19 protein-coding genes are annotated in these 23408 nt (G+C 49.3%); 9 read left to right on the top strand and 10 right to left on the bottom strand.

Annotated elements, in window-relative coordinates; translation table 11 throughout:
- The first annotated feature begins 2 nt into the window (after positions 1-2).
- From ACFVQB_RS11675 to ACFVQB_RS11655, 5 genes are all read left to right on the top strand, one after another.
- The gene (locus tag ACFVQB_RS11675; protein ID WP_379438592.1) at positions 3-752 is read left to right on the top strand and encodes an ABC transporter permease; all 750 of its coding nucleotides are present in this window, start codon (positions 3-5) and stop codon (positions 750-752) included.
- 33 nt (positions 753-785) lie between these two features.
- Positions 786-2504, top strand: coding sequence for a helix-turn-helix domain-containing protein (locus ACFVQB_RS11670; protein ID WP_379438589.1), 1719 nt, complete (start codon positions 786-788; stop codon positions 2502-2504).
- A gap of 202 nt (positions 2505-2706) precedes the next feature.
- Positions 2707-3678 (top strand): FecCD family ABC transporter permease, encoded by a 972-nt coding sequence (locus ACFVQB_RS11665; protein WP_379439707.1) that lies wholly within the window; start codon positions 2707-2709, stop codon positions 3676-3678.
- Positions 3679-3680: 2 nt separating this feature from the next.
- The gene (locus ACFVQB_RS11660) at positions 3681-4697 is read left to right on the top strand and encodes a FecCD family ABC transporter permease (RefSeq protein ID WP_379438586.1); all 1017 of its coding nucleotides are present in this window, start codon (positions 3681-3683) and stop codon (positions 4695-4697) included.
- Between the two features lie 90 nt (positions 4698-4787).
- Positions 4788-5735: an iron-hydroxamate ABC transporter substrate-binding protein gene (locus ACFVQB_RS11655; protein WP_379438583.1), complete on the top strand. Its 948-nt coding sequence runs from the start codon at positions 4788-4790 to the stop codon at positions 5733-5735.
- A 151-nt stretch (positions 5736-5886) separates the two neighbouring features.
- Here the strand turns inward: ACFVQB_RS11655 and ACFVQB_RS11650 are convergent, their stop codons facing one another.
- From ACFVQB_RS11650 to ACFVQB_RS11640, 3 genes are read right to left on the bottom strand one after another with little or no spacing between them, the layout of a single operon-like run.
- On the bottom strand, positions 5887-6825 hold the full coding sequence (locus ACFVQB_RS11650; protein WP_379438580.1) for a TIGR02452 family protein: 939 nt from the start codon (positions 6823-6825) through the stop codon (positions 5887-5889).
- The gene (locus ACFVQB_RS11645; protein WP_379438578.1) at positions 6806-7303 is read right to left on the bottom strand and encodes a riboflavin biosynthesis intermediates N-glycosidase; all 498 of its coding nucleotides are present in this window, start codon (positions 7301-7303) and stop codon (positions 6806-6808) included. The genes ACFVQB_RS11650 and ACFVQB_RS11645 overlap by 20 nt, the downstream gene beginning before the upstream one ends.
- Before the next feature lie 18 nt (positions 7304-7321).
- On the bottom strand, positions 7322-8251 hold the full coding sequence (locus ACFVQB_RS11640) for an NUDIX hydrolase (protein WP_379438575.1): 930 nt from the start codon (positions 8249-8251) through the stop codon (positions 7322-7324).
- A 221-nt stretch (positions 8252-8472) separates the two neighbouring features.
- On the opposite strand from ACFVQB_RS11640, the gene ACFVQB_RS11635 reads away from it, so the two are divergent.
- From ACFVQB_RS11635 to ACFVQB_RS11625, 3 genes are all read left to right on the top strand, one after another.
- A complete protein-coding gene (locus ACFVQB_RS11635) occupies positions 8473-8907 on the top strand; it encodes a MarR family winged helix-turn-helix transcriptional regulator (protein WP_379438572.1) in 435 nt (144 codons plus the stop codon).
- Between the two features lie 70 nt (positions 8908-8977).
- Positions 8978-10699 (top strand): ABC transporter ATP-binding protein, encoded by a 1722-nt coding sequence (locus ACFVQB_RS11630; RefSeq protein ID WP_379438569.1) that lies wholly within the window; start codon positions 8978-8980, stop codon positions 10697-10699.
- Positions 10683-12515 (top strand): ABC transporter ATP-binding protein, encoded by a 1833-nt coding sequence (locus tag ACFVQB_RS11625; RefSeq protein ID WP_379439704.1) that lies wholly within the window; start codon positions 10683-10685, stop codon positions 12513-12515. The genes ACFVQB_RS11630 and ACFVQB_RS11625 overlap by 17 nt, the downstream gene beginning before the upstream one ends.
- A gap of 110 nt (positions 12516-12625) precedes the next feature.
- Here the strand turns inward: ACFVQB_RS11625 and ACFVQB_RS11620 are convergent, their stop codons facing one another.
- Positions 12626-14197, bottom strand: a complete 1572-nt coding sequence (locus tag ACFVQB_RS11620; RefSeq protein ID WP_379438567.1) for an ATP-binding protein — start codon at positions 14195-14197, stop codon at positions 12626-12628.
- Between the two features lie 259 nt (positions 14198-14456).
- On the opposite strand from ACFVQB_RS11620, the gene ACFVQB_RS11615 reads away from it, so the two are divergent.
- Entirely contained in the window at positions 14457-14792 is a 336-nt protein-coding gene (locus ACFVQB_RS11615; RefSeq protein ID WP_379438564.1) for a hypothetical protein, read from the top strand.
- Positions 14793-14863: 71 nt separating this feature from the next.
- Here the strand turns inward: ACFVQB_RS11615 and mglC are convergent, their stop codons facing one another.
- From mglC to ACFVQB_RS11585, 6 genes are all read right to left on the bottom strand, one after another.
- Positions 14864-15883 (bottom strand): galactose/methyl galactoside ABC transporter permease MglC, encoded by a 1020-nt coding sequence (gene mglC, locus ACFVQB_RS11610; RefSeq protein ID WP_379438561.1) that lies wholly within the window; start codon positions 15881-15883, stop codon positions 14864-14866.
- A 14-nt stretch (positions 15884-15897) separates the two neighbouring features.
- The gene (locus ACFVQB_RS11605; RefSeq protein ID WP_379438558.1) at positions 15898-17403 is read right to left on the bottom strand and encodes a sugar ABC transporter ATP-binding protein; all 1506 of its coding nucleotides are present in this window, start codon (positions 17401-17403) and stop codon (positions 15898-15900) included.
- 74 nt (positions 17404-17477) lie between these two features.
- Positions 17478-18536: a galactose ABC transporter substrate-binding protein gene (locus tag ACFVQB_RS11600; RefSeq protein WP_379438555.1), complete on the bottom strand. Its 1059-nt coding sequence runs from the start codon at positions 18534-18536 to the stop codon at positions 17478-17480.
- Positions 18537-18657: 121 nt separating this feature from the next.
- Positions 18658-19836 (bottom strand): sugar ABC transporter substrate-binding protein, encoded by a 1179-nt coding sequence (locus ACFVQB_RS11595; protein ID WP_379438552.1) that lies wholly within the window; start codon positions 19834-19836, stop codon positions 18658-18660.
- A complete protein-coding gene (locus ACFVQB_RS11590) occupies positions 19823-21640 on the bottom strand; it encodes a cache domain-containing sensor histidine kinase (RefSeq protein WP_379438549.1) in 1818 nt (605 codons plus the stop codon). The genes ACFVQB_RS11595 and ACFVQB_RS11590 overlap by 14 nt, the downstream gene beginning before the upstream one ends.
- Entirely contained in the window at positions 21637-23256 is a 1620-nt protein-coding gene (locus ACFVQB_RS11585) for a response regulator (protein WP_379438546.1), read from the bottom strand. Before ACFVQB_RS11585 ends, ACFVQB_RS11590 begins: the two co-directional genes overlap by 4 nt.
- Positions 23257-23408 lie beyond the last annotated feature (152 nt).

Raw genomic sequence — 23408 nt, 5'->3', positions numbered from 1 at the left:
TCATGTCACTCATCGCTCTGAGTTTTACCATTATATTTGTGATGTTCACCATGCTCATCTCTGTCTGGCAGAAGCTTGATCTGGAAAAGGATATCGCCATAGGCACTGTTCGTTCCGCTGTACAGCTGCTGCTTGTCGGCTATGTACTTCAATTTATTTTCAACTCGGACCACCCCGCTCTCATCATTGCCATTGTCGGATTCATGATTACAGTAGCCTCCATTAATGCCGGCAAACGCGGAAAAGGACTTCGCTGGATTTCCTTTTATATTGCGGCTGCAATTACAGTAACGGAGCTGCTCATGATGGGGCTGTTGTTAGGACTGGGTATTGTAGAGCCTACTCCCCAATACATTATTCCATTGAGTGGGATGACCATCGGTAATGCCATGGTGGTGTCCGGACTGTTCCTGAATCAGATGAAACGCGAAGTCGAATCCTCCAAAGGTGAGATTGAATCCCTGCTTGCACTGGGCGCAACGCCAAGACGTGCTTTTCAGGACGTATTGAAACGTTCCGTAAAATCCAGCATGATCCCCACGATTGATGGCATGAAAACGGTAGGACTCGTACAGCTTCCTGGCATGATGACAGGCATGATTATTGCGGGTGCCGATCCGGTTGAGGCCGTTCGTTACCAGATTCTGATCGTGTTTGCTTTTACAAGCTCAGCCGCCATTACCAGCATCCTGCTCAGCCTGATGACGTACCGACAGTGGTTCACATCGGATATGCGGCTGCGCTCGCTATAACACATCAACCCCGCCAGGAAAGGAGGTCACACGATGTTAACCCATCCCAGCACCAATAATAACCGGCATGCCACCCACATGTTGACCCAACCAGATCAGCCGAAACACGCTGATGAATCCATGACACGAACGGAAATGGATGCTTTTCTGAACGATGCGTTGCTCGAACTGTGTCAGGCAGAGCTGGTTACCGGGAATACGCATTGGCAATGGAGTCAGACCGAGCTCCCTCACCATACCTTTGTGTACATGCACAAATTCACGGGCAAGCTGGTGGCGAACGGTATCGAATCCCTCGTCACCCGCAAATCCGCCTTCCTGTGTACTCCGGGAACTTCCCTGGAGCTTTACTCTGATACTAACAATGAGATTGAACTGTATATCATTCATTTCGATCTGTTTCGGGTTGCTGAGAAAACGGAAGAACGGCGAATATATGAGCGAGAGCTTGGTTCACCTGTAACAGGATGGATTCAGGGCCCTTACTATGGGATACAGCGAATTGCTGCACAATTAACAACCGAAGCTTCACAGACCAGCCTGAAAGTACAGCTGCTTCTGACCGATCTGCTTCATACGCTCTGGCCGCAGGAAGATCAGGCGGATGCGGAAGGACAGGACGAGCCTGAACAGTGGCTCAGATCAACCTTGCAGTACATGCGGGAAAACTATATGAACGAAATCAAGCTCGAGAAGCTGGCCGAACTGGCCGGCATGCATCCGTCGTATTATTCACAGCTGTTCAAGAGCCGGATGCAGAAAAATCCAATCGAATATATCACTCATTTACGAATGAATCGGGCCAAGGAACTGCTCATGACTTCAGAACTGCGTATTCGTGATATCGCCCGTCAGGTAGGCTATCGGGACGAATTCTATTTCAGCCGCCGGTTCAGGAACCATGCCGGTTATGCGCCAACTTCCTATGCCAAGCAGGTACATCGAAATATCGTCTCACTCTCCTATCCATACACCGATCACCTGATGACACTTGGCATCACACCATGTGCGGCTCAGATCCAGGGCCATCTGCCCCATGTTCCCAAATCGTTGACGCTGCCGTTCCATGCCTATGAACCCTGGGAACAGGGACGCCAGGCATTCCTTGATGTGAATCCCGACTTGATTTTGACCAAGGACAACGCAGCCGCTAAAGCGATGGAGCATATCGGAGATGTCGCTCCAATCATCACCATCCCTTGGAATCAGACAGACGTGTTCGGTCATTTGCAGAGAATTGCCTCTATCGTGGATCGTAATCAAGCTGCGAAGGATTGGCTGGATCGGCATGAGCGCAAAGCAGAACGGGCTCGAAAAAAGGTCAAGGAGACAGCAGGTCAGGTCACCGTCGCTGTCTGTACCTTAACTGCAAAAGGACCGCGTATGTACAGCAATCGCAACTTCGGTCATGTATTTTACCGCAGCCTGCAACTGGCTGCTCCTGATCGAATTCAGAGGGAACTCGCGGGCAAACCTGTCGGTGTGGGATTCAACTGGATGTCTTTCACTCCTGGAGAATGGGATGGATTGGAAGCGGATGTGCTCCTGATTGCGGTTACGTCCATGCATGAACGTGCCGTTATGTTACAGCAGATTACTGCTGATCCGTTGTGGAAAAACTACCCTGCGGTAAAAGCTGGACGTATTCATGTCATAGACTGGAATTCATGGGTGGTATACGCTCCATATTCCATCAACATCCAGCTCGATGAAGCGCTCTCTATGTTGACGAACAAAGCTGCATTTCTGTAATCTAAAAAATGTCCATCTCTATAATCTTAATTTATGCCATGTACGGGCCTGAATTAAGATTTTATAATGTTCACTAATTGATAATGATAATCAATAACAACAGCAATGCGTTGTTGGTACCAAAGGAGTGACCCGCATTCAACATCCGGGACTGTCACAACGTCCGTCCAAATCACGAAAATCCGCAGTGACGGTCGGCCTGATGTTTTTGGCGGCCATTGCCGCACTGCTGCTTAGTATGTTTGTCGCCATTTCTCTTGGTGCCAAGGGGCTAACACTGGAGACCGTATGGACTGCCATATTTCAGTACAACCCGGCTTTGACACCACATCAGATTATTCACGAGCTACGGCTGCCACGTGTCATTGCTGCGGCTGTCATTGGTGCCGCCTTTGCTGTGGCCGGAGCGCTCATGCAGGGAATCACACGTAATCCGCTGGCAGACACCGGCATTCTGGGGATCAATGCAGGCGCTACCTTTGTCGTAGCGCTCAGCTTTGCCTTCTGGCCGGGATTGCCTTATGGCTGGATTATGTTCCTGTCATTTGCAGGGGCTGTGCTCGGCACTCTGCTTATTTTCCTGCTGGGTATGGCGGCACCCGGAGGTCTAACGTCCATCAGGCTTACCGTTGCGGGTGCTGTTATTGCAGCCATGCTAAGTTCGCTCAGCACCGGTGTCGCCATATACTTTGACTTAAGTCAGGATTTGGCCTTCTGGTATGCGGGTGGTTTCGGAGGGATTGAATGGCGGCATCTGAAATTGATTCTGCCTGTTCTGCTGGTTACTCTCGTGCTCACTTTGCCCATGGCCCGCCGGATCTCCCTCATGTCGCTTGGAGAAGAAGTTGCGATTAATCTCGGAATCAATCTCCGCTGGACCAGGCTGTTTGCCTTGACGGCGGTTGTTGTGCTGGCTGGCGTATCCGTTTCTGCTGTAGGCTCGATCGGCTTTGTTGGACTGGTCATTCCACACATTTCTCGCAAATGGGTTGGCGTGGATTATCGACTCATCATTCCGATGTCCTCGCTGCTCGGAGCCGTCTTGCTGGTGCTCGCCGATCTGGGATCACGCATTGTGAACCCGCCTCAGGAACTGGCAGTAGGCATTATGGTCGCCTTTGTCGGTGTACCCTTCTTCCTCTATCTGGCCCGTAAAGAACGGAGGGCCCTATAGCGATGAACACCAATGCACCTTCACGAAGCAAACGTTCCATAGCGGTCAGCGTTACGCTGCTCTGTATCGCCTGTGCCGTTATCGTTATCAGCCTCAACTCGGGAACAATTCGCCTGTCACCAATATCCGTGCTTCACACCCTGCTTGGCTATGGTACGCCGGATGATCAGATTGTTTTGTTCGACTATCGACTGCCACGCATCCTGGTTACTGTACTCGCCGGAGCAGGACTCGGTGTCGCCGGTGCTGCACTGCAAGGCATTACACGCAATCCATTGGCCGATCCGGGCATCCTCGGATTGCATGCAGGAGCGGCTTTTGGATTGATGGTATTTGTAAGCTTCTCCCATTCCATGAACGGCTCGGTGGCCTTGCTGATTCCATTGTTTGCTTTTGCAGGCAGTGTCGCCGCGGCGCTGATTATCATGCTGTTATCCTATGACCGACATAATGGAGTATCCCCCATTAAGCTTATTCTGGTGGGCATTGCCGTAGCAGCCGGTTTCCATGCTCTGACGCTCTATCTATCACTGCGTTTGGATGAAGATACCTATTCCTTCGCCGCTCGCTGGCTTGCTGGCAGCGTCTGGGGCAGAGATTGGGTTCATGTCCAGGCGTTGCTTCCATGGATTGTGCTGTGCATCTCGTACATATGGAGCCGATCCAAAACGCTGGATGCCTTTAATCTGGGAGATGCTGCCGCAACCAGTATTGGTACACCCGTCAGATCCCAACGTGTTATCTTGCTATTGTGCACGGTGGCCTTGTCTGCCGTCAGTGTGTCTATGGCTGGCGGGATCGGATTCATTGGTCTGGCGGCGCCACATCTGGCCCGCAGACTGGTTGGCCCGATGCATCGCCATCTGATCCCAGCCGCCGGACTCATCGGCATGGTGATCCTGGTTGCCGCTGATACGGTTGGGCGAACGATCTTTCAGCCTAATTCCATTCCGGCAGGCGTTGTGGTCGCGGCGATAGGCGCACCTTACTTTTTATACCTGCTGGTGCGAACCAAGTAATGGCCTTATCGGAACAATTCGAATAATTTCACCGTTATACCCAACTTAAAAACGACATCCATGAGATGTTCAAGGAGATTGAGATTACCCATGTTAAAGAAAAACCCTATGCTCTTCATGAGCATCTGTCTAGTGCTTGTACTCGCAGCCTGCGGGAACGCCAATAATTCATCCTCCGCTTCGGAAGGTTCTACTACGGACACATCGAACACTACACAGGACACCAATTCCGCTTCCGGAGAACAACGCATCGCATCCATGTCGATCCATCTGACCAATGACCTGCTGTCTCTCGGCATTACACCGGTTGGTTCGGTGATCGGGGGGGAAGCCAAAGCCTTCCTGTCCCATGTTGCTGACCGTCTTCAAAATACAACACCGCTCGGTCCCGTCAAGGACCCGGACATGGAAGCCTTGCTTGCCCTGAAACCGGATGTCATCTACCTGGACGAAGAATTCTCCGGTGATGATATTGCCAAATTTGAGAAAATCGCCCCTGTACACGTCTTCAATCTGGATGATGGCACTTGGCGCGACCACCTGAAGGACATTGGTAAACTGGTCAACCGCGAGAAAGAAGCAGAGCAATACATTCAGGATTATGCGACTGAAACGGAAGAAGTGAAATCCCTGATCCACGATACAATCGGTGACGGCACCGTAATGGCTATCCGTGTTACCGCCAAAGAATTGCGTGTGTTCAGTACACGCCGTCCAATGGGCCCGATTTTGTATGAAGATCTGGGGTTAACTCCAGCTAAAGGCATTGAGGAATTCGATTCGTCCAAACCCTATCAAGTTGTTTCACGTGAAGTGCTGCCAGACTTTGATGCAGATGCGATCTTCGTTGTTGTGAACTCGGATGATGAAGCCCAGAACATGTTCAAAGAACTGCAAAACAATCCGATCTGGCAAGGACTGAAGGCTGTCAAAGCAGACCATGTCTACCCAATCGGTGCTCAACCTTGGCTGGACTATTCTTCAATCGGCAATAAAATGGCCATGGATGAAGCCAAAGAAATGTTTTCTAAGAAATAAAATGATCCTTAAACACAACATATAAGTAAACACCAAAAAACCTCTCTTTGTAGATAGGAACAGCTAACACGCTCTCTCCATCCACTCAAAGCAGAGGTTTTTTTATATTCAAACTTGTATCGCTGTAGGTAAGTCCACCGACGGCATGGTATCACTCTCCCGCCAAACGATCCTCAAATGCCTTGTACGTTTTCTGTCCTGCTGTCCGGTCCAATACGGCAAATACGATTCGTTCAAAGGAATGCCTGAAGTTCTCTCCCACCAACACATCATGGAAATACTTCGCTACGTTCGCCGGATCATTTTTAAATACTCCGCAACCATATGCACCTAGTACAATGGTTCGATGTCCATGCAGCGCGGCCACGTCCAGAATATAGCGAATGCGCCCTTTCATGACGGACTCAATCTGCTGATCATCGGCATCTTTCCGCTCTCTCACCACTCCCGCATTTACAGCAGGCGCTGTAATAAATGCCGACAGATTATATTTATCGAGCAGCCGATCCTCGTCATCACGGATCACCGGAACAGCAGGCGAATAGATCATGTAATCCGAGTACATACAAGATCTCTGCTTGCGATTGTAATCATACATTTCGCCCATTTGGGCGATACATGGGTACAGTCCCGTAGCCCGGGCCAAGCTTTCCTCCTGTGCCTGACTGCCTCCCAGGAAGCCGCCGCCGGGGTTTTTCGCTGATGCAAAGTTCAGGCAAACGACATCTTCCCTTCCTTCATCCACAGAAAGACGTGAAGCCGCTGCGAGTGTGGTCTCGCCCGTCACCTCGATGCGAACGGCTGAAGCTTCAGCGGAAGGTTGTAACTGAACCATTTCTTTACTTCGCTTTTCTCGAAGAGCGATAAGCTCCATCGGGCGGTATAATACCGAATCTCGAATCGCTCGCTGTAAATCCGTACCAATCTGAACCCTGCGATCATCCCCGTTCACATATTCTCCTTCTTCCAGAATGGCCAGCGTTTGATGGGCGATTTGGGATCGTTTGGAACGTTGATTCGTGCTATTGAAGCCTGTTGTTTTACTGCGATTGTTGTTCTGAATATCGTTCTTATGTTGTTGGTCGTTCATCTTTATCACTTCCTATATTTTCTCTAAGACGGGTGAGGATCTCACCCAGCCAGTTGGTTCCCCGCCACGTTCTTCTATTGCGAATGCGCGGGTCTTCTTCCGCCAGTCCAACCCCCCAGATGCGGTCATCCGGGCTTGCCTCCACTAGGGTCGTTCCGCGGGTGGCGAGCAGCGTGGTCAGCAGTTGTTCGTTTTGGGTGAATTTGGCTTCGTTGCCTTCATAGACAATGCGTTTGCACTCCGCTTCCCATACCGTTTGGTCGAATCCTGCGACCTGTCTGCCCAGTTTTTTTTGTACAGAAGCGGAGCTTGCTCTCAGGATCTTGTCTGCAATGATCTGATCGCCGAACAGCAGTGCTTTCTGGTGCATCATATATTGCTCCGAACTGGTGTAGTGAACGCCATTCACGGTAAAATCCGCCGGGTGCCACTGTGAGAACGGAGACGCTGTGCGCCAGAAAAATGTAAACTTCTCCATTGATATTCCCTCCTAACTTTATGGGGCCAATCTTTCCGGGTTCAGTCTGTATAAACGGGATGGACGATGTCCGGCATTCCCTGTATACTCTCCCGTTTCAATGACCCAATCGGCGATTTTGCGCCGGAAAGCGGCAGCCAGCAGTTTTTTGCCACTGATGGTCTCGTATACTTTCTGGAGAGCAGTTAGTGTGAATGTCTCCGGCATCAGATTAAAAGCAATATCCGTATACTCCACCTTAGCCCGCAGACGTTCCAGCGCGTAATGAATAATCTTCGCATGATCAAACGCAATTCCTTGAACCTCATTCACCGTAAAATTGCTGCTGCGAACTCTGCCTTCCAACGTTTCCTTCGTCTCAATGACAGCCGACAATTCCTCTGTTCCATTGGTCAAAATCAACTGCACCCTGCGCTCCGTCACGCGTCCACGCTCATGGATATGGCGTTTCTCCTCCAGAAGCCGCTGCTCCATCCGGAACCAGTCCGCTTCGCTCGCATCATCGCCAGCCTGAAGTCGCAGTTCACTGCTGTCCACCAGCGCCATGTAGGAACAGCTGATTACACGTGTACGTGGATCACGATGCACATCGCCCCACGTATACAGCTGCTCCAGATAAATATCATCCAGTCCGGTTTCGGTGAACAGTTCCCGTCTAGCCGCATCTTCCAGCGATTCCTGCATGGAGACAAACCCACCCGGAAGAGCCCACTGCCCCATATAGGGATGACCGCCCCGACGGATCAGCAGCAACTGGAGCTCAGGTTCCGCAAGCTTGCGATAGTTCTCCTGCGCTTCACTTCGTATCGTAAATACCAACATGTCCACCGTTACGGAAGGGCATTCGTAATCGCCTGCGTCATAGGTTTCAAGAAACTGTTGTTCACTTATATTCACGTGATTCTGATGATCTGATGGATTTTGATCAGAATTACCTGCATGTGTCATTTCAAAAGACCCCATTCTGTTATTAACATTTTGTTATTAACAATAAGATAATAACAATCTAACATACCCTTATGGCCTGCGTCAATATTTACCATCTCCTCGTAAAAATTTCATTATGCAAGCTCACATATGCTTCCTCCGGATGTCAAAAATCACTTGACGATATGTCAAATGAAACTTATCATTTAGTTAGTCGACTAATTAAAAGGATGGAAGCGCTTATGAAATCAGATCGAAATGAACGGTTAATGGGCCAGTTATCAGAACTCGTCAAGCTACAGCGTTACAAGGTTCATGAGAAGCTTATCAACCACCCTGAGTTATATCCTGGGCAACCGCCGTTGCTGTTCCAGCTTGAACGGGAAGATGGTCAGACCCAGAAACATCTGGCCGAACAGCTTCGCCGCGCCCCTGCAACGGTAACGGTAATGCTGAAACGTATGGAAAGCTCCGGGTTTATACGACGTGAAGCCGACCCGAATGATCTGCGTAGTCTACGTGTCTACCTGACCGATCAGGGCCGTGATGCGCTTAAGGAACTGAGAGAAGTGTTCCAAGAGCTTGATCGCCAAGCCCAGAAAGATTTTACACCCGAGGAATCGCAGCTGATGTCAGCGCTCGCCCAGCGCATGGTTCAGAATCTGCGAGAATATTAAGTGAGGTTCTTCTGTCTGTATGAATATTAGCAACATGATAATTTCATATCGAATGAGGTGATTTTTCCCATTGTGGACGTTAAAACGATTCCTTACCCCTTATAAGTCAGCGGCTATTCTTGCTCCACTGCTCATGGTCCTTGAGGTTGCCATGGATCTGCTTCAACCTAAGCTGATGTCCAGCATTGTGGATGATGGTGTTCTTGCAGGGAACCTGTCCCACATCGTGACTACAGGTTTGTTTATGCTTCTTTTTGCATTAATCGGATGGGTTGGCGGTGCAGGATGTACGCTGTTTTCAAGTAAAGCTGCCGTTGGATACGGCACTGATCTGCGCCAGGAATTGTTTGATCATATCCAGAAGTTCTCGTTCCGTAATCTGGATACCTTCCAGGAGGGCTCGCTCATCACTCGCCTGACGAGTGATATTACCCAGATGCAGACCTTTGTACAGATGCTTCTGCGTATGTTTATCCGATCGCCGATGCTGATTATTGGCAGTATTATTATGGCGTTTACGATCAGTGTCAAACTGGCGCTCATTCTCATTTTGTCCGTGCCGATTCTGTTTATCATCTTATACATCCTGATATCCGCTTCCTATCCACTGTTCGCCAGCGTTCAGAACAAGCTCGATAAGGTGAACGCGGTTCTTCAGGAGAATCTTGCCGGCATTCGTGTTGTCAAAGCTTTTGCACGTGCACGTCAGGAGAAGAAGCGTTTCCAGCAAGCCAATGAAGATTATACCCATACGGCAGTGAAAGCATGGCGCATCGTATCGCTGAATACACCGGTATTAAGCCTGATGCTGAATGCAACCATTGTAGCAGTACTGTGGTTTGGAGGCTTTCAGGTGGTGGGAGGCGATATTGCCGCCGGGGATTTGATTGCTTTTATCAACTACGTAACCGTTGTACTCTCGTCGCTCACTTCAATCGGCATGATGATGATGAGCTTCTCCCGCGCCAAAGTGTCTGCAACACGCATCAACGAGGTGCTTCACACCCAGCCTGATATCCAATCGGGAGATGATGTATCTCATAGAGGAGCAGGCCAGGTGGAATTCAGGGACGTCTATTTCCGCTATGATGGAGAACATACCCTCTCCGGAATTACACTGACGGCTCGGCCGGAAGAAAAAGTGGCTCTGCTCGGCTCTACAGGATCGGGCAAAACATCACTTGTACAGCTCATCCCCCGCTTGTATGATGCCTCTCAGGGTGAAGTGCTAGTGAATGGAGTGAACGTGCGTAACTGGGATCTCCAGGACCTTCGCAGCCGTGTGTCCATCGTATTACAGGAATCCATCCTGTTCAGTGGCAGCATTCGGGATAACATCTGCTTCGGCAGACCTGATGCAACGGAAGCTGAACTGCGTGCCGCTGCTCAAGCTGCCGCAGCTGATGATTTTATTATGAATCTAAAAGATGGATACGACACGGAGCTGGGTCAGCGCGGGGTCAATCTCTCGGGTGGGCAGAAACAGAGGATATCTATTGCCCGTGCCCTGCTCATGCAACCGGAGGTTCTGATTCTGGACGACAGCACCAGTGCCGTCGATCTGCGTACCGAAGCAAGCATTCAGAGGGCGCTGCATTCACTAATGAAAAACAGCACCACTTTCCTGATTGCACAACGGATATCTTCCGTGAAGGATGCAGACTGTATTTACGTGCTTGATGAAGGAGAGATCGTGGCAAGTGGTACACATGAGCATCTCATGGCCCATTCGTCACACTACCAATCCATCTATTATTCGCAGCAACGGAAGGAGAATGTTCAATTTGGCTAAAAACGCTTCTTCCTCCATCCATCAGACTGTTATTCCGCCGATCGGAAGACCTGGGCCACCCGGCCGAGGTCCGGTTCCCAAAGTAAGAGCCAAGAACGCCCGGCACGCCATCATTCGAGTGTGGTCATACATGGGACGTCATCGCAAAGGGGTTATCACGGCTCTGGTACTGACGGCTCTTGGAACGTTACTTAATCTGGCAGGACCTTATCTGCTCGGCCGTGCAGTCAATGAACATATCGTTCCCAAAATTACGGATGGTCTGCTGAAAGACTGCATGTTATTGCTGACCGTATACGTCCTCGGCTCGTTCATGATGTGGGCTCAATCCTATGTCATGATCGGTGTGTCCCAACTGACTGTGAAGGATTTGCGCCATGCTCTGTTTTCACGGCTGCAACAGCTGCCGATCAGCTTTTTTGACAAAAATCAGAGCGGTGATCTGATGAGCCGGGCTACCAATGATATCGATAACGTGTCCACGACGTTGAATCAAAGTGTAACCCAACTGATGTCCAGTGCCATTTTGCTGGTTGGCTCCCTGTCGATTATGCTAGCCCTGGATGTCCGTCTGACACTGCTCAGTCTGGTGACGGTTCCCCTGATTACGATCGCCACTCGGCTGATCGCTTCAAGAACACGCAAACATTTTACTGCCCAGCAAAAGTTACTTGGTGAGCTTAATGGCTACGCTCAGGAAACCATTGCCGGACAAAAGGTAGTCGCCGCCTATAACCGTCAGGAGCAGGCACACAACCATTTTCAGAACCTGAACGAGAAGCTTCGCACGTCCAGTACCCAGGCTCAAAGCGTATCCGGTCTGGTCGGGCCAACGATGAATGTCATGAACAATATTGGCTTTGCCATACTGGCAGCGGTAGGTGGATGGATGGCTTATCATGATCTGACGTCCATCGGGCTGATTGTGAGTTTCCTTGCTTACTCCCGCCAGATTGAGCGGCCCATCAATGATCTGGCGAACCAGTACAACCTGATTCAGGCAGCTATTGCAGGTGCTGAACGCGTATTCCACATTATTGATACACCAAGTGAATACGTAGAAGAACAGAAAAAACAACTGGAACAGATTCAGGGTAAAGTTGTATTTGAGGATGTATCCTTTGGGTATAACCCTGAGAGAGAAATTCTGAAAAAGGTCAGCTTCACCGCCAAGCCGGGCGAGATGATTGCACTGGTCGGACCGACTGGAGCGGGTAAAACAACCATCATCAACCTGCTACCGCGTTTTTACGAGATTACAGGCGGACGGATTACCATTGATGGCTGTGACATCTCCGAACTGGAGAAGGACCAGCTAAGGCGCGAGCTTGGCATTGTGTTACAGGATGCCTATCTTTTCTCTGGCACCATTCGTGACAATATTGCCTACGGCAAACCGGATGCAACGGACGAACAGATCCAGCAAGCGGCGAAGTTGGCAAATGCCCACTCCTTCATCCGCAAATTATCGCAGGGTTACGATACCCCGATCATTTCCGGTGGTAGCAATCTGAGTCAGGGACAGCGACAACTGTTAACCATCGCTCGTGCTATTCTTGCTGATCCCGCGATTCTTATTCTGGATGAAGCGACCAGCAGCATTGATACACGCACTGAAATGCAAATTCAGGAAGCGATGCGCACCTTGATGAAGAATCGCACCAGCTTCGTCATTGCCCACAGGCTGAGTACGATTCGTGAGGCTGATCAGATTCTGGTTATTGATGACGGCAAGATCGCCGAACGAGGCAGCCATGACGAGTTGATGCAGCAGCAAGGTTTCTACTATCAGTTGCATCAGGGTCAGCTTACCTGATTGGGGCCGGGTTTATTAATTGATTGAATGATTGAAACACAGAACCACAAACAAAAACGCCGCAAACGGGTTTTTCAGGAACCTGAATGCGGCGTTTTTGTTTGTTGGAATTATGCCCCCATAGGTAAATGAAGGGTGAACGTAGAGCCAATCCCCATTTCACTATGAACGGTGATTTTGCCATGATGGTCCTGAGCGATTTTCTGACAGAGTGCCAGTCCAAGCCCTGTACCTTCTTCCTTGGTTGTATAAAATGGATTAAAGATCGTTGTCAGCGAATTCTCCGGAATGCCGCTGCCCGTATCGGTAATCGAGATAAGCGCCTTTTCTCCATCATGTAACAGATCAATATGCACTTCACCAGGGTCTGCCATCGCTTCAAAAGCATTACGGATCAGATTAATCAGAACCTGTACGATCTTGTCCCGATCCATATTGACCACAACTGGCTCACCAGTCATTTTCAATGTAATCCGATGCCCCCGTGAAGCTGCATCCGATTCGGTTAACGACATGACTCGTTCAAGGCAGTGCTCCACTCGTTCAGGTTTCATGTGATTGGCATGCGGCTTGGAAAATTGTAAAAACTCAGCCGTCAGCTCTGTTACTCGTGTGATCTCTCCCATAATGACCTCATACCATGGTGCGATATTGAAGGCCTGTCCCCGTGAAAGCTGCAGGAATCCTCGAATGGCTGTCAGGGGGTTCCGAATTTCATGAGCCATACCCGCGGCCAGTTCACCAACAGCCCGGAGTCTTTCGGAACGGAAGACCTCCTCTCCGTTTTTTAACCATTTGCTGCGCTGCTGCTGAAACAACCTGTCCTCCGCCACCGTAATGAAATGTTGCAACGTCTCGGACATCCCCGGATATAGAGAAATACTATAGTTCACCTGCAACCCTCGCAACTCCCCTGACAGCAGGGATGTCATGCGTTCTTCGATATTTTGTACTTCAGGCAAAACGACAGCATACCGATCCCCCGCATACCGAGATACGCCATATGCATCTGCAAACTGTTTCGAAACACTCTCGCCTGTCGCTTTGATTACATGACTCCAGTTGTCTTCGACCTCTTTGTCAAACCCGTTGAAATTCTGAATGTTCATGATAATAAGCAAAAATGATCGCTGCTCGTCCGCCGTTTCCTTCAGTACGTTCATATATCCCTCGTAGTTTAGCAATCCGGTTAGCGGGTCGTGAAGAGTAAGAAAATGATTTTTCTCCCGAAGCCTGCGCTTCTCTGCTTCGCTGTTAATCAAGGTATGATACAAAAAGATGATGACAATTGCTGTTAACATGTCAAACAGGGACACCAGCAAATTATATGTATCTATCTTCACATACGAAAGCCTAATTACGGTATATTCAAACACAATCAACATTGAAATAGGTAACGTCTGCGTAACACGTTGTTTATCCTGTATCATCGACATGATGAGCAGGTAATACAACATATTACACCAGTTCAGTTCACTGAAATAATGGAATATGCCCAGAAAAATCCAATGGATGTTACGCAATCCCGGATACTGTTTTTCCTTGTATATACTTGCTACAAATAACGCACCAGCACATATCATTAACGCGAGATGGGGAGTAAGCCCTAGAAAATAAGAGGACAGCATAACAAGCAGACATCCTAGCGGGAAAATAACCATTTTCATCGTGTAACTCAGCAAACAGCCTCGCCCCCTTTGACATAATTCTCACATCCAGATCCTATTCACATGTATTATATAGGTTATGATTAGCTGATGTTGTCGATATTTGGAGGCTCGTCAAATTCACATGAATGTATAAATTTATAATTAGAATAGGACAAATGGTTTATAGGTAAATGCATATTGCGAAACAATCTTACATCACATTTCTCAGTACTGTGTTACAATACATTAATGGATTTATTTAGAATAAAACCTTGGTTATGGAGGGATAAGCATGATACAACAAAGAAAACCTTTGGGCATCGGGACACTTTCTCTGCTAGTGCTTGCAATGGGGTTGGCCTTTAATTTTCCCTGGGGCACAGAAAAGGTAAAGATCAGCCACCATTTGTTTAATCTACTGAACTTGCCTATTTATAGTAATGGAGACCAAGGACTTAACATCCCCTTCATAGTAGCTATAATCTTTTGGTTATCTTCCGTTTTGATCGCACGTAAATATCAAACGCACTATGGTACAAAGGTGGCCTACAAGGTCGGTGGTTTCATGCTGATCTTTAGCGTCATGATCTTTCCACTTTACGGTTTAATATGGGTTATATTCCATTAAAAGAGAAAAACAAGCATAAAGCCAGCCCCTGTCATTTCGGGAAGCTGGCTTTATGCTTCATTACTACACTTCTATTTTTTCGCCATATACTTGCGGATATCAAATGCCACCGCAGCCACAATAATCAACCCTTTAATAATCAGCTGCCAATAAGGACTTACACCGATAAAAGTCAGACCATAGTTGATGACTCCAAAGATCAGTACCCCTGCCATAACTCCGGGCACCGTACCAATACCACCCGCAGTGGAGACGCCACCCACTACACAGGCCGCAATAGCATCCAGCTCATACATATTACCGTAATTGTTCGTTGCCCCGCCCGTACGTGCGGCTTCCAGCACACCGCCCAGTCCATACAGTGCACCTGCAATGGCATACAACGCAATCAGGTTGCGTGCCACATGAATGCCGGACACATGAGCAGCCTGAATGTTGCCACCAATGGCATACATGTTCTTCCCGAGGCGGGTCTTGTTGAAGACGACCCAGCAGATCAGCGCAACCGCTACAGCAATCAATACGATATACGGAATCGAATAACCGCCGCCAAGATCAATGTAACCAGACCCAATAACGGTAAAATCAGGTCTCAGTCCACCAATGGGTTGTGACTGGTTGGGCTCCGTATCAAAATAAATCGAGTTCAAACCATATACCGCAACCATTGTGCCCAGTGTCGCGATAAAGGGTGGAACATGCAATTTGGCTACAATGATGCCATTCACCAGTCCTACTGCCAGTCCGGCAATAATCCCGACGACCATGGGCGCCCACACCCATAAATGTGGCAGATCGGGAAAGAACCGATTGGCATATTCGTCAATTTGCAGCATGGATGCCGATACAACAGCCGTTAGACCAACGACCCGTCCTGCCGACAAATCGACCCCGCCCGTTACCAGAATAAACGCCGCACCCAGCGCAATAATGGCCCGTGTGGAGGACTGTTGTAATATATCCCGAAGTGTAGAGAAAGCAAGAAAGTGCGGATCGGCAATGGCAATGCCAATGACGAGCAGGATCAGCACAATAAAGATCGCGCGCTGCGCCACATACTGCTTCACCTGATTGATAACTTGTGTATTCATGTGTTCCCTCCTGACTAAGCCATCCGCTGCTGTGCGGCAAGCCTCATAATATCCTGCTCCGTTGCCTCGGCTCCGTCCACGATTCCGGTAAGCCGTCCTTCGCTCATGACCATAATTCGATCCGACATCCCCAGCAGTTCGGGCATCTCCGAGCTGATCATAATAATGCTTTTGCCCTGACGGGCCAGTTCCGTAATAATGGTATAGATTTCAAATTTGGCACCTACATCAATCCCACGCGTCGGTTCATCAAGCAGTAGAATTTCCGGGTCAGTCAACAACCATCTAGCCAGGAGTACCTTCTGTTGATTACCACCAGATAGGTTTCGAATTAGCGTGTTAACTGAAGGCGTTTTAGTTCTAAACTTCTGAGTTTGCTCCCGTGCCTCATCTCGGCCTTTCTTCTCATCTAACAGACCAATCCGATTCCGGTAACGTCCGAGGCTCGCAATAATGGTATTTTCATATACAGACAACACTGGAAAAATTCCCGTGACTCTCCGCTCCTCGGTTAGCAGGGCAATGTTATGACGCTTTGCTGCGGCAGGTGACTTGATCTTTACCTTGCGTCCATGAATTGAGATCGTCCCTGAAGCAAGTCCGCGTAAGCCGAACAATGACTCAATTAATTCCGTCCGCTGTGCCCCAACAAGGCCGCCGATTCCAAGCACTTCACCTTTCTTCAATTCAAACGTCACATCACGGAACGAATTCGGCTGGCTGGAGGTTAAGCCTTCTGCCTTCAAAATCACTTCTCCAGGTACGTTCGTTCGTTCCGGGAACCGCTCATCCAGATCACGTCCAACCATGCGGGTAATAATCAGGTCGGTCGTTAAATCGGCAGCATCCCAGGTACCGACTACAAAACCATCCCGCATAATCGTGACCTCATCCGAGATCGTCAGAATTTCCTCCATCTTGTGCGAGATGTAGATAATAGATACCCCGCGACTGCGAAGCTGATTAATAATGGCGAAGAGCTGGTCCACTTCCTTGCCCGTGAGCGAGGACGTTGGTTCATCCATTACGATGACTTTGGATTGAAAAGAGACCGCTTTGGCAATTTCCATCGACTGTATTTTGGAAACGGATAAGGTTCCTGCCTGAGCCTTCGGATCAATGTCCAGATTCAGGTCCTTGAACAGGGCCAGTGTATCGGCATACATTCGTTTCTCATCCACCAACAACCCCCACATTGGAAACCGTCCCAGCCAGATGTTCTCCATCACCGGACGGTGTGGCACCGGATTCAGTTCCTGATGAATCATCGATATGCCATGCTGAAGCGCCGCTTTCGAACTCGGAATGTCCACCTCATTGCCGTCAATCCGAATCGTCCCTTCGTCCGGGCGATACATGCCGAATAGACATTTCATTAGCGTGGATTTGCCCGCTCCGTTCTCTCCCATCAGTGCATGAACCGTACCCGGCTTCACCTTCAATGTGACTTGACTCAGTGCCTGCACACCCGGAAATGCTTTGGATATTCCGTCCATCTCCAGCAGGTAAGGTGATTCCATCTTTCATCCTCCCCTTCCGTAAACCCGGCAAAAAAAGGACGCCATCTCATGACGGACGTCCCTGTTTGCTGCTGTTATTGGGCGTCGGCAATGTTGTCTTTCGTAATTTTTTTGTATGCAATCCAGACGTATTTGCCATCCGTAATGTCATAACCCGTGTTTTCCTTCGTTGGAGTCTCTCCCTTCGCGAGTACGGAAGCCAGTGCAACCGTTGCTGCGCCCTGGTTCTTGGCATCATTCAACACCGTGCCCAGCATCGTTCCGTCCTGAAGGGCCTGAATGGCCGGAGCAGTTGCATCCACACCGACAACCGGCATCGTTTTGCCGTCCTTGAAGTATCCGGCTGCTTTTAACGCTTCAATGGCTCCGAGTGCCATGTCATCATTGTTAGCCAATACCGCTTCAATTTTGTCTCCGTGGGAGGCAAGGAACGCCTGCATTTTCTCCTGGCCTTTGACCCGATCCCACATCGCCGTGTCTTCCGCCAGCGCTTCCACTTCAATACCGGCATCCTGAATTGCCTGTACGGAATATTTGGTCCGCAGCTCAGCATCCTGGTGGCCCGGCTCGCCTTTCAGCATGACGTATTGCAGCTTGCCGTCCCCGTTTTTATCTGCTTCCGGGTGAGCCTTCCAGTAGTCCACAATGAGCTGACCGGAGATCGTGCCGGACTCTTCCGCCTTGGCTCCAACGTAATACACTTTATCCCACTTGTTCATGTCCTCGGCAACCGGCTCACGGTTCAGAAAGACCACCGGAATGCTGGCCGCTTTGGCTTTATCAATAATGACACCTGCTGCGGTCCGGTCAACCGGATTCACGGCCATTGCGTTGTACTTCTTGGATACAAACAGATCGACTTTCTCATTCTGGGTCGGCTGTGCGTTCTGGCTATCCACGATATCGAGTGTGGCTTTACCTTCCGCTGCTGCGGTCATCGAATTCCGTACACCCGTCATGAACGTGTCATCAAACTTATAGATCGCCACGCCAATCTTCGGTGTTTCCGTTCCCGCCGCCTGACCTCCTGTGTCTGTCCCTGTACTTCCACCTGCACTGTCTCCGCCACTGCTGCATCCTGCCGCCGCAACCATACAAGCTGTAAGCAACAATGTCATCCACGTTTTCTTCATATCCTAATGACCTCCCCCAAGTTCATTCGGCTTTACCGATGTCTTTATTATGAAAGGGTTTACAATAAATTCGAATACAATATCTTCCTCTGTTTTATCGAAATCTTCCTCAATTGAGCCTTCACTGTACAAAAGGAAACAACAGCTTCTGATTATCCATCCAAAACATATTGTCCGTACTGACCAGCTTCGTTTCCAGCGTTACCCTGGCCTGTACCTGTTGATTGTTCAGCCGTGCAACAGCCTGATTTACACCAAGATAACCTGCGCTAAATCCGTTTTGTACAATCAAGTGCTGAATTCTGCCTTCCTGTAACTGCTCTAACTGCTGCTGTTCACTGCCGAATCCCACAATCTTCACCTTGTTTCCCCTGTTCTCGGACGTACGCCGATTCAGTTCATCCGCTGCCCCCAGAGAAGCAGGTTCCTGAAGGGCGATCAATCCGTCCACCTGCTGCTGGTCAAGCAGCTGCTTCGCCGCCTGCCAGCAACCATCCCGGGTGCTGCATACGGATTGGGTCTTCACAGTAATATCTGGATACTGAGCCAGTGATTCCACTACCCCTTGCTCCCGGTTAATCAGCACAGGATTTACAGGATCAGGACCAAGCAAAGCTACGCTACCTCGTCCTCCCAGAAGTACAGCCATGGCCTGACCCGCCTGCCTTCCAGCGTCAACGTTATCCATCGAGATAACACTTGTTATCCCTTTTACAGGAAACTCGTCATTCAGTAAAATTACGGGGATAACCACTCCGTTGACATCCTTAGTCTGTGCCTTCTGGATGATGTCACTTAGTGCTTTCTCACTCAAGGGATCGATCAACAGGGCCGTTGCTCCCTGCTCTAGTGCCAGCGATACTGCATCCACCTGGGCTTGTTCACGCTCGCTCAGTGGATAAGTCCCATTTTGCAAATGCTCTTGCTTGACCTTTCCTTGTCCTGCTGTGAAGTCAGGGTTAGATGGCGCGTAAGTTAATCCCTCGGAGGGAAAAGCCTCCACCGTAATCAGCTCCGCCCCCGCTTCTTTGGCAGCCGCTTCTGCCCCAAGGCGTATCGCTTCTGCGAGTTCTCCTGTTCCCGCTGGCGTAATCAGTGCAATACGCGGCGGCAATCCCGCCGGATCAGCGTTCGACATACCACACGCCATACATAACAACAGGCAGCAAGTTGCTGCTGTCATGCCTACATAACGAAGGATAAAGACTCTCATCCGTAGGAATTTCACGCGAGAGCGGATTTTTATTTTCATAGCCATATGACCGACCCATTCCGTTCTATTGATCTTATTCGTCTTCATGATCATCGTCCTCCTCTCGTTCCCATTGGATCGGAATCCGAATCCAGACGGTTGTGCCTTCTTCCAGCTCACTATCAAATTCAAGACCGTAAGCTTCACCATAATAGAGCTGAATCCGATCATGCACATTGCGTACAGCTACACCTGATCCTGCACCACTTTTCACGATAGGACTACCCATTAGAAGTTTCGACATCTGCTCTTCCGTCATGCCGACCCCATTATCCGTAATACGAAATACCAGCTTGTCATCCTCCTGGTATACACGAATCTCAATACAACCCTCGTCCATGTGATACTCAATGCCGTGCACGATCGCATTTTCAATGAGTGGCTGAAGCACCAGCTTAAGTGTCAAGCAGTCCAGCGTATCCTCATCCGCATTCATGCTAAAATTGAATTTTCGCTTAAACCTCATCTGCTGAATCGTCAGATAATGGTGGGCGTGCTCCAGTTCTTCCCTGACCGTAATAATCGTTTTGCCTTGACTGAGACTGATGCGAAACAATCGGGATAACGAAGTAATCATCGTAATGACTTCCTCATTCCGGCTCATACCCACCATACGCACGACTGAATTCAACGTGTTGTACAGGAAATGTGGATTGATCTGAGCCTGCAAAGCTTCCAGTTCGAGACGACGCTTCTGTTCCTGTTCATGAATGATTTCGCTCATCAAGGTACGGATTTTATAGACCATTAGGTTAAAACGACGGGATAAACGTTCCACTTCCAGCGGCCCTTCAATGGGTAACTCCACGTTAAAATCCCCTCGCTCCACGGCCTTCATCTTTCGTTCCATACGCCGGATCGGACGTGTCAGACTGGAAGAGAGAAACAGCGAGACGAGGATAACCAGTACCAGCACAACCAGAAGCACCCGAATCAAATATCCATTGACCTCCTGGCGGGTTGTCATAATCTCATCCAGATAAGCCACACCCACGATTTTCCATCCGATATTGGCGACAGACTTGACCGTATTCAACCTTTTCTGCCCATCCGCTTCATCTTCATAACTGCCGGTTGCAACCAGAGCCTGTTCAATATTTTCACTTTTGAGCCCCATGTACATCAATTGCTGCTGCGGATGGTAGACGATATTGCCAGCACTTTCGTCGATAATGTAGACGTATCCCCGCTGCCCCAGGCTGACCCGGCGGCTCAGTTCGTCCATTTGTTTGAAGTTGATATCCACCAGCAGAATGACCTGCCGATCCTGACCATTTTGGCGTACGGTAATGCCTTTGCTCATGGAAACGACCCATTTGTATGGGCCTGTGTACATGTTTTGGATATGAGGCAGTGAGAAACTAAGGTGATCCGGCACTCGGAGAGCAGATTGAAACCACCCTTGCTGTGTCACATGGGCACTCGGTTTTAATTCGGCTGAAGGTCTATTCTTGAGCAAATGCCCTGTAGAATCCAGCAAAGTAATGGAGATGATATCTTCGCGGCTGCTGAGCAGCGTGTCGAGCTGTTTATCTACCTGATCCCCTTCCCACGTACCATCACGCAGCATATGTTCTTCGATGGCTCGATACAGATGCGACATGCTGCGTACATAATCTTCCAGATTGTAACTGACCTGATCCACGATCTGTCTCGTCGTCAGCTCCGCACTTCGCTCCGCGGCCTGCGTGAATTTGTCATGCAGCAGCATCGCCATGATGGTTAGCACCAATACAATGAAGACAGAGAAGGACCACGTAATAATAAAGCGGATACTGCTGACTCTGGATGAACGTAGCCTGGACCGCAGCTTGAGCCAAAGGGATCTTAGCCATCCGGCAGACGTTCTCATCTGCTTGAGCCTTCACTAGCTGTTAGTGCAGTCTGTTTGCGATATTCTTTGGGCGAGATGCCGATATGTTTTTTGAAGCAAAAACTGAAATAATTCGGTTCCGCGAAGCCTACCTGCCCTGCAATTTCAAAAGACTTCATCTCCGTGGATCGAAGTAACTCCTTGGCCGCCTCCATCCGCATCTGCATCAGATATTGCAGGAAGGTAAGCTGTACTTCTTTTTTGAAAATGCCGCAAAAATAACCCGGGCTGATATGCAGATGCCCGCATACTTTCTGAATGGACAGATCCGGATCGGCGTAGTGTTCTTTGGTAAACGATAATGCCTGTTCCACAATATCCTTGTATACATGCTGCCTTCCGCTGGCAATGCGATGTTGAACGAGCAGACAAACCTCCCGCACCTTACCTTGTGCTTCGGACAATCCTGCCAAACGAAACAAATCGGCATACAACTGAAACCCTGCCCCAAAAATGTCCTCCATGGCCTCGCCCGATGCCTGCGCCGCCTTCCAAACGTTTGTTAAAACTTCAATCAGATACAGTTGAATGTCACTTCGCCCATGCTCCACCGTAATTTCCCGGAAAATGATCTCAAGTGCGTCCTCCAGCTCCGCCTGCGTGCCCGCCTTTAGACAACGAGTCAGTGTCTGCTGCTTCAACTCGTCAAAACGCAGTTTGCCCGCCGTCTGCCGCTCCACATCTGCAATATAAATGAGCGAATCGGTCCCCGGTACAAGCCGATAATCCAGTGCCAGTAGTGCATCCTCATAGGCATGCTTCACACCTGCCAGTGTGTTCACGATCGAGCCCGATCCAACAGTGGCAGGAATGCGCAGATAGTGATTAATGCTGCGCATTACATTTTCCAATGCCTGCTGCTGTCGTTTCTCCCCATCTTCTCCACCCCACCGATCTACATAGAGCAGTACAATCGTCTCCTGGTGCATAAAAGCATGTCCGGCCCCGTGTTCCGTCCATACCTCTGCAGCAATGTTCAGCGCAGCGAACTGTTTCAACTCCGCATCCTCGGATTGATCTCCGTCCATGTGCAGAGTCAATACGGATACACCATAGCGTTCACCGTGCAGATCCAGTCCGCATTGCTTTGCTTTGCCATGGATATATTCCGGTGATTTTTGCCGATGCAGCAAAGTTGCCATCAGATCCGCCTGTAACAGGGGCAGACTTGTATAATAATGGTCGCGCAGCTGTTGAACATCCTCTCGCTCGGCCACTTCATCTGCCATCTGCGCACGCAACCTTGTAAGCAGTTCTGTCAGGTGTCCCGCCGAGAAAGGCTTCAGTAAATATTCATCCACACTCAGCGAGACCGCTTGCCGGGCGTAGTCGAATTCATCATATCCAGTCAAAATCACCACTTTCACAAGCGGATTTCGCTCCCGCAACCTTTTGGCAAGTTCAAGTCCATCCATAAATGGCATGCTGATATCCGTTACCACAATATCCGGCTCCACACGCTCTGCCATCTCCAGTGCCTCCCGGCCATTCTCCGCCAGACCGACAATGCGCAGATCGAGTGCTTCCCAATCTACCTCTACAACCAACCCTTCGCGTACATCCTCTTCATCATCCACCAGCAATACCCGGTACACGTCAGATTCCTCCTTTATTTAACGGGCCTTAAGCCCAAGCAATAATGTATATGTCGAGATGATCCAAGGTTGCCATCATAATATACAATATAAATTTAATTATGTAACCGCTTACTTTTAAGGTGATAAGATTGATATAATGAGCGCTCACA

This window comes from Paenibacillus sp. NPDC057886 (genome assembly GCF_042796655.1).
In the GTDB taxonomy this organism is placed as follows: Bacteria; Bacillota; Bacilli; order Paenibacillales; family Paenibacillaceae; genus Paenibacillus.
This window is presented reverse-complemented; position numbering and strand designations above follow the sequence as displayed.

Coding starts and splice junctions, on each gene's coding strand:
- ACFVQB_RS11675 (WP_379438592.1), top strand. CDS start 3: ATGTCACTCATCGCTCTGAGTTTTACCATTATATTTGTGATGTTCACC.
- ACFVQB_RS11670 (WP_379438589.1), top strand. CDS start 786: ATGTTAACCCATCCCAGCACCAATAATAACCGGCATGCCACCCACATG.
- ACFVQB_RS11665 (WP_379439707.1), top strand. CDS start 2,707: ATGTTTTTGGCGGCCATTGCCGCACTGCTGCTTAGTATGTTTGTCGCC.
- ACFVQB_RS11660 (WP_379438586.1), top strand. CDS start 3,681: ATGAACACCAATGCACCTTCACGAAGCAAACGTTCCATAGCGGTCAGC.
- ACFVQB_RS11655 (WP_379438583.1), top strand. CDS start 4,788: ATGTTAAAGAAAAACCCTATGCTCTTCATGAGCATCTGTCTAGTGCTT.
- ACFVQB_RS11650 (WP_379438580.1), bottom strand. CDS start 6,825: ATGAACGACCAACAACATAAGAACGATATTCAGAACAACAATCGCAGT.
- ACFVQB_RS11645 (WP_379438578.1), bottom strand. CDS start 7,303: ATGGAGAAGTTTACATTTTTCTGGCGCACAGCGTCTCCGTTCTCACAG.
- ACFVQB_RS11640 (WP_379438575.1), bottom strand. CDS start 8,251: ATGACACATGCAGGTAATTCTGATCAAAATCCATCAGATCATCAGAAT.
- ACFVQB_RS11635 (WP_379438572.1), top strand. CDS start 8,473: ATGAAATCAGATCGAAATGAACGGTTAATGGGCCAGTTATCAGAACTC.
- ACFVQB_RS11625 (WP_379439704.1), top strand. CDS start 10,683: ATGTTCAATTTGGCTAAAAACGCTTCTTCCTCCATCCATCAGACTGTT.
- ACFVQB_RS11615 (WP_379438564.1), top strand. CDS start 14,457: ATGATACAACAAAGAAAACCTTTGGGCATCGGGACACTTTCTCTGCTA.
- mglC (WP_379438561.1), bottom strand. CDS start 15,883: ATGAATACACAAGTTATCAATCAGGTGAAGCAGTATGTGGCGCAGCGC.
- ACFVQB_RS11605 (WP_379438558.1), bottom strand. CDS start 17,403: ATGGAATCACCTTACCTGCTGGAGATGGACGGAATATCCAAAGCATTT.
- ACFVQB_RS11600 (WP_379438555.1), bottom strand. CDS start 18,536: ATGAAGAAAACGTGGATGACATTGTTGCTTACAGCTTGTATGGTTGCG.
- ACFVQB_RS11595 (WP_379438552.1), bottom strand. CDS start 19,836: ATGAAGACGAATAAGATCAATAGAACGGAATGGGTCGGTCATATGGCT.
- ACFVQB_RS11590 (WP_379438549.1), bottom strand. CDS start 21,640: ATGAGAACGTCTGCCGGATGGCTAAGATCCCTTTGGCTCAAGCTGCGG.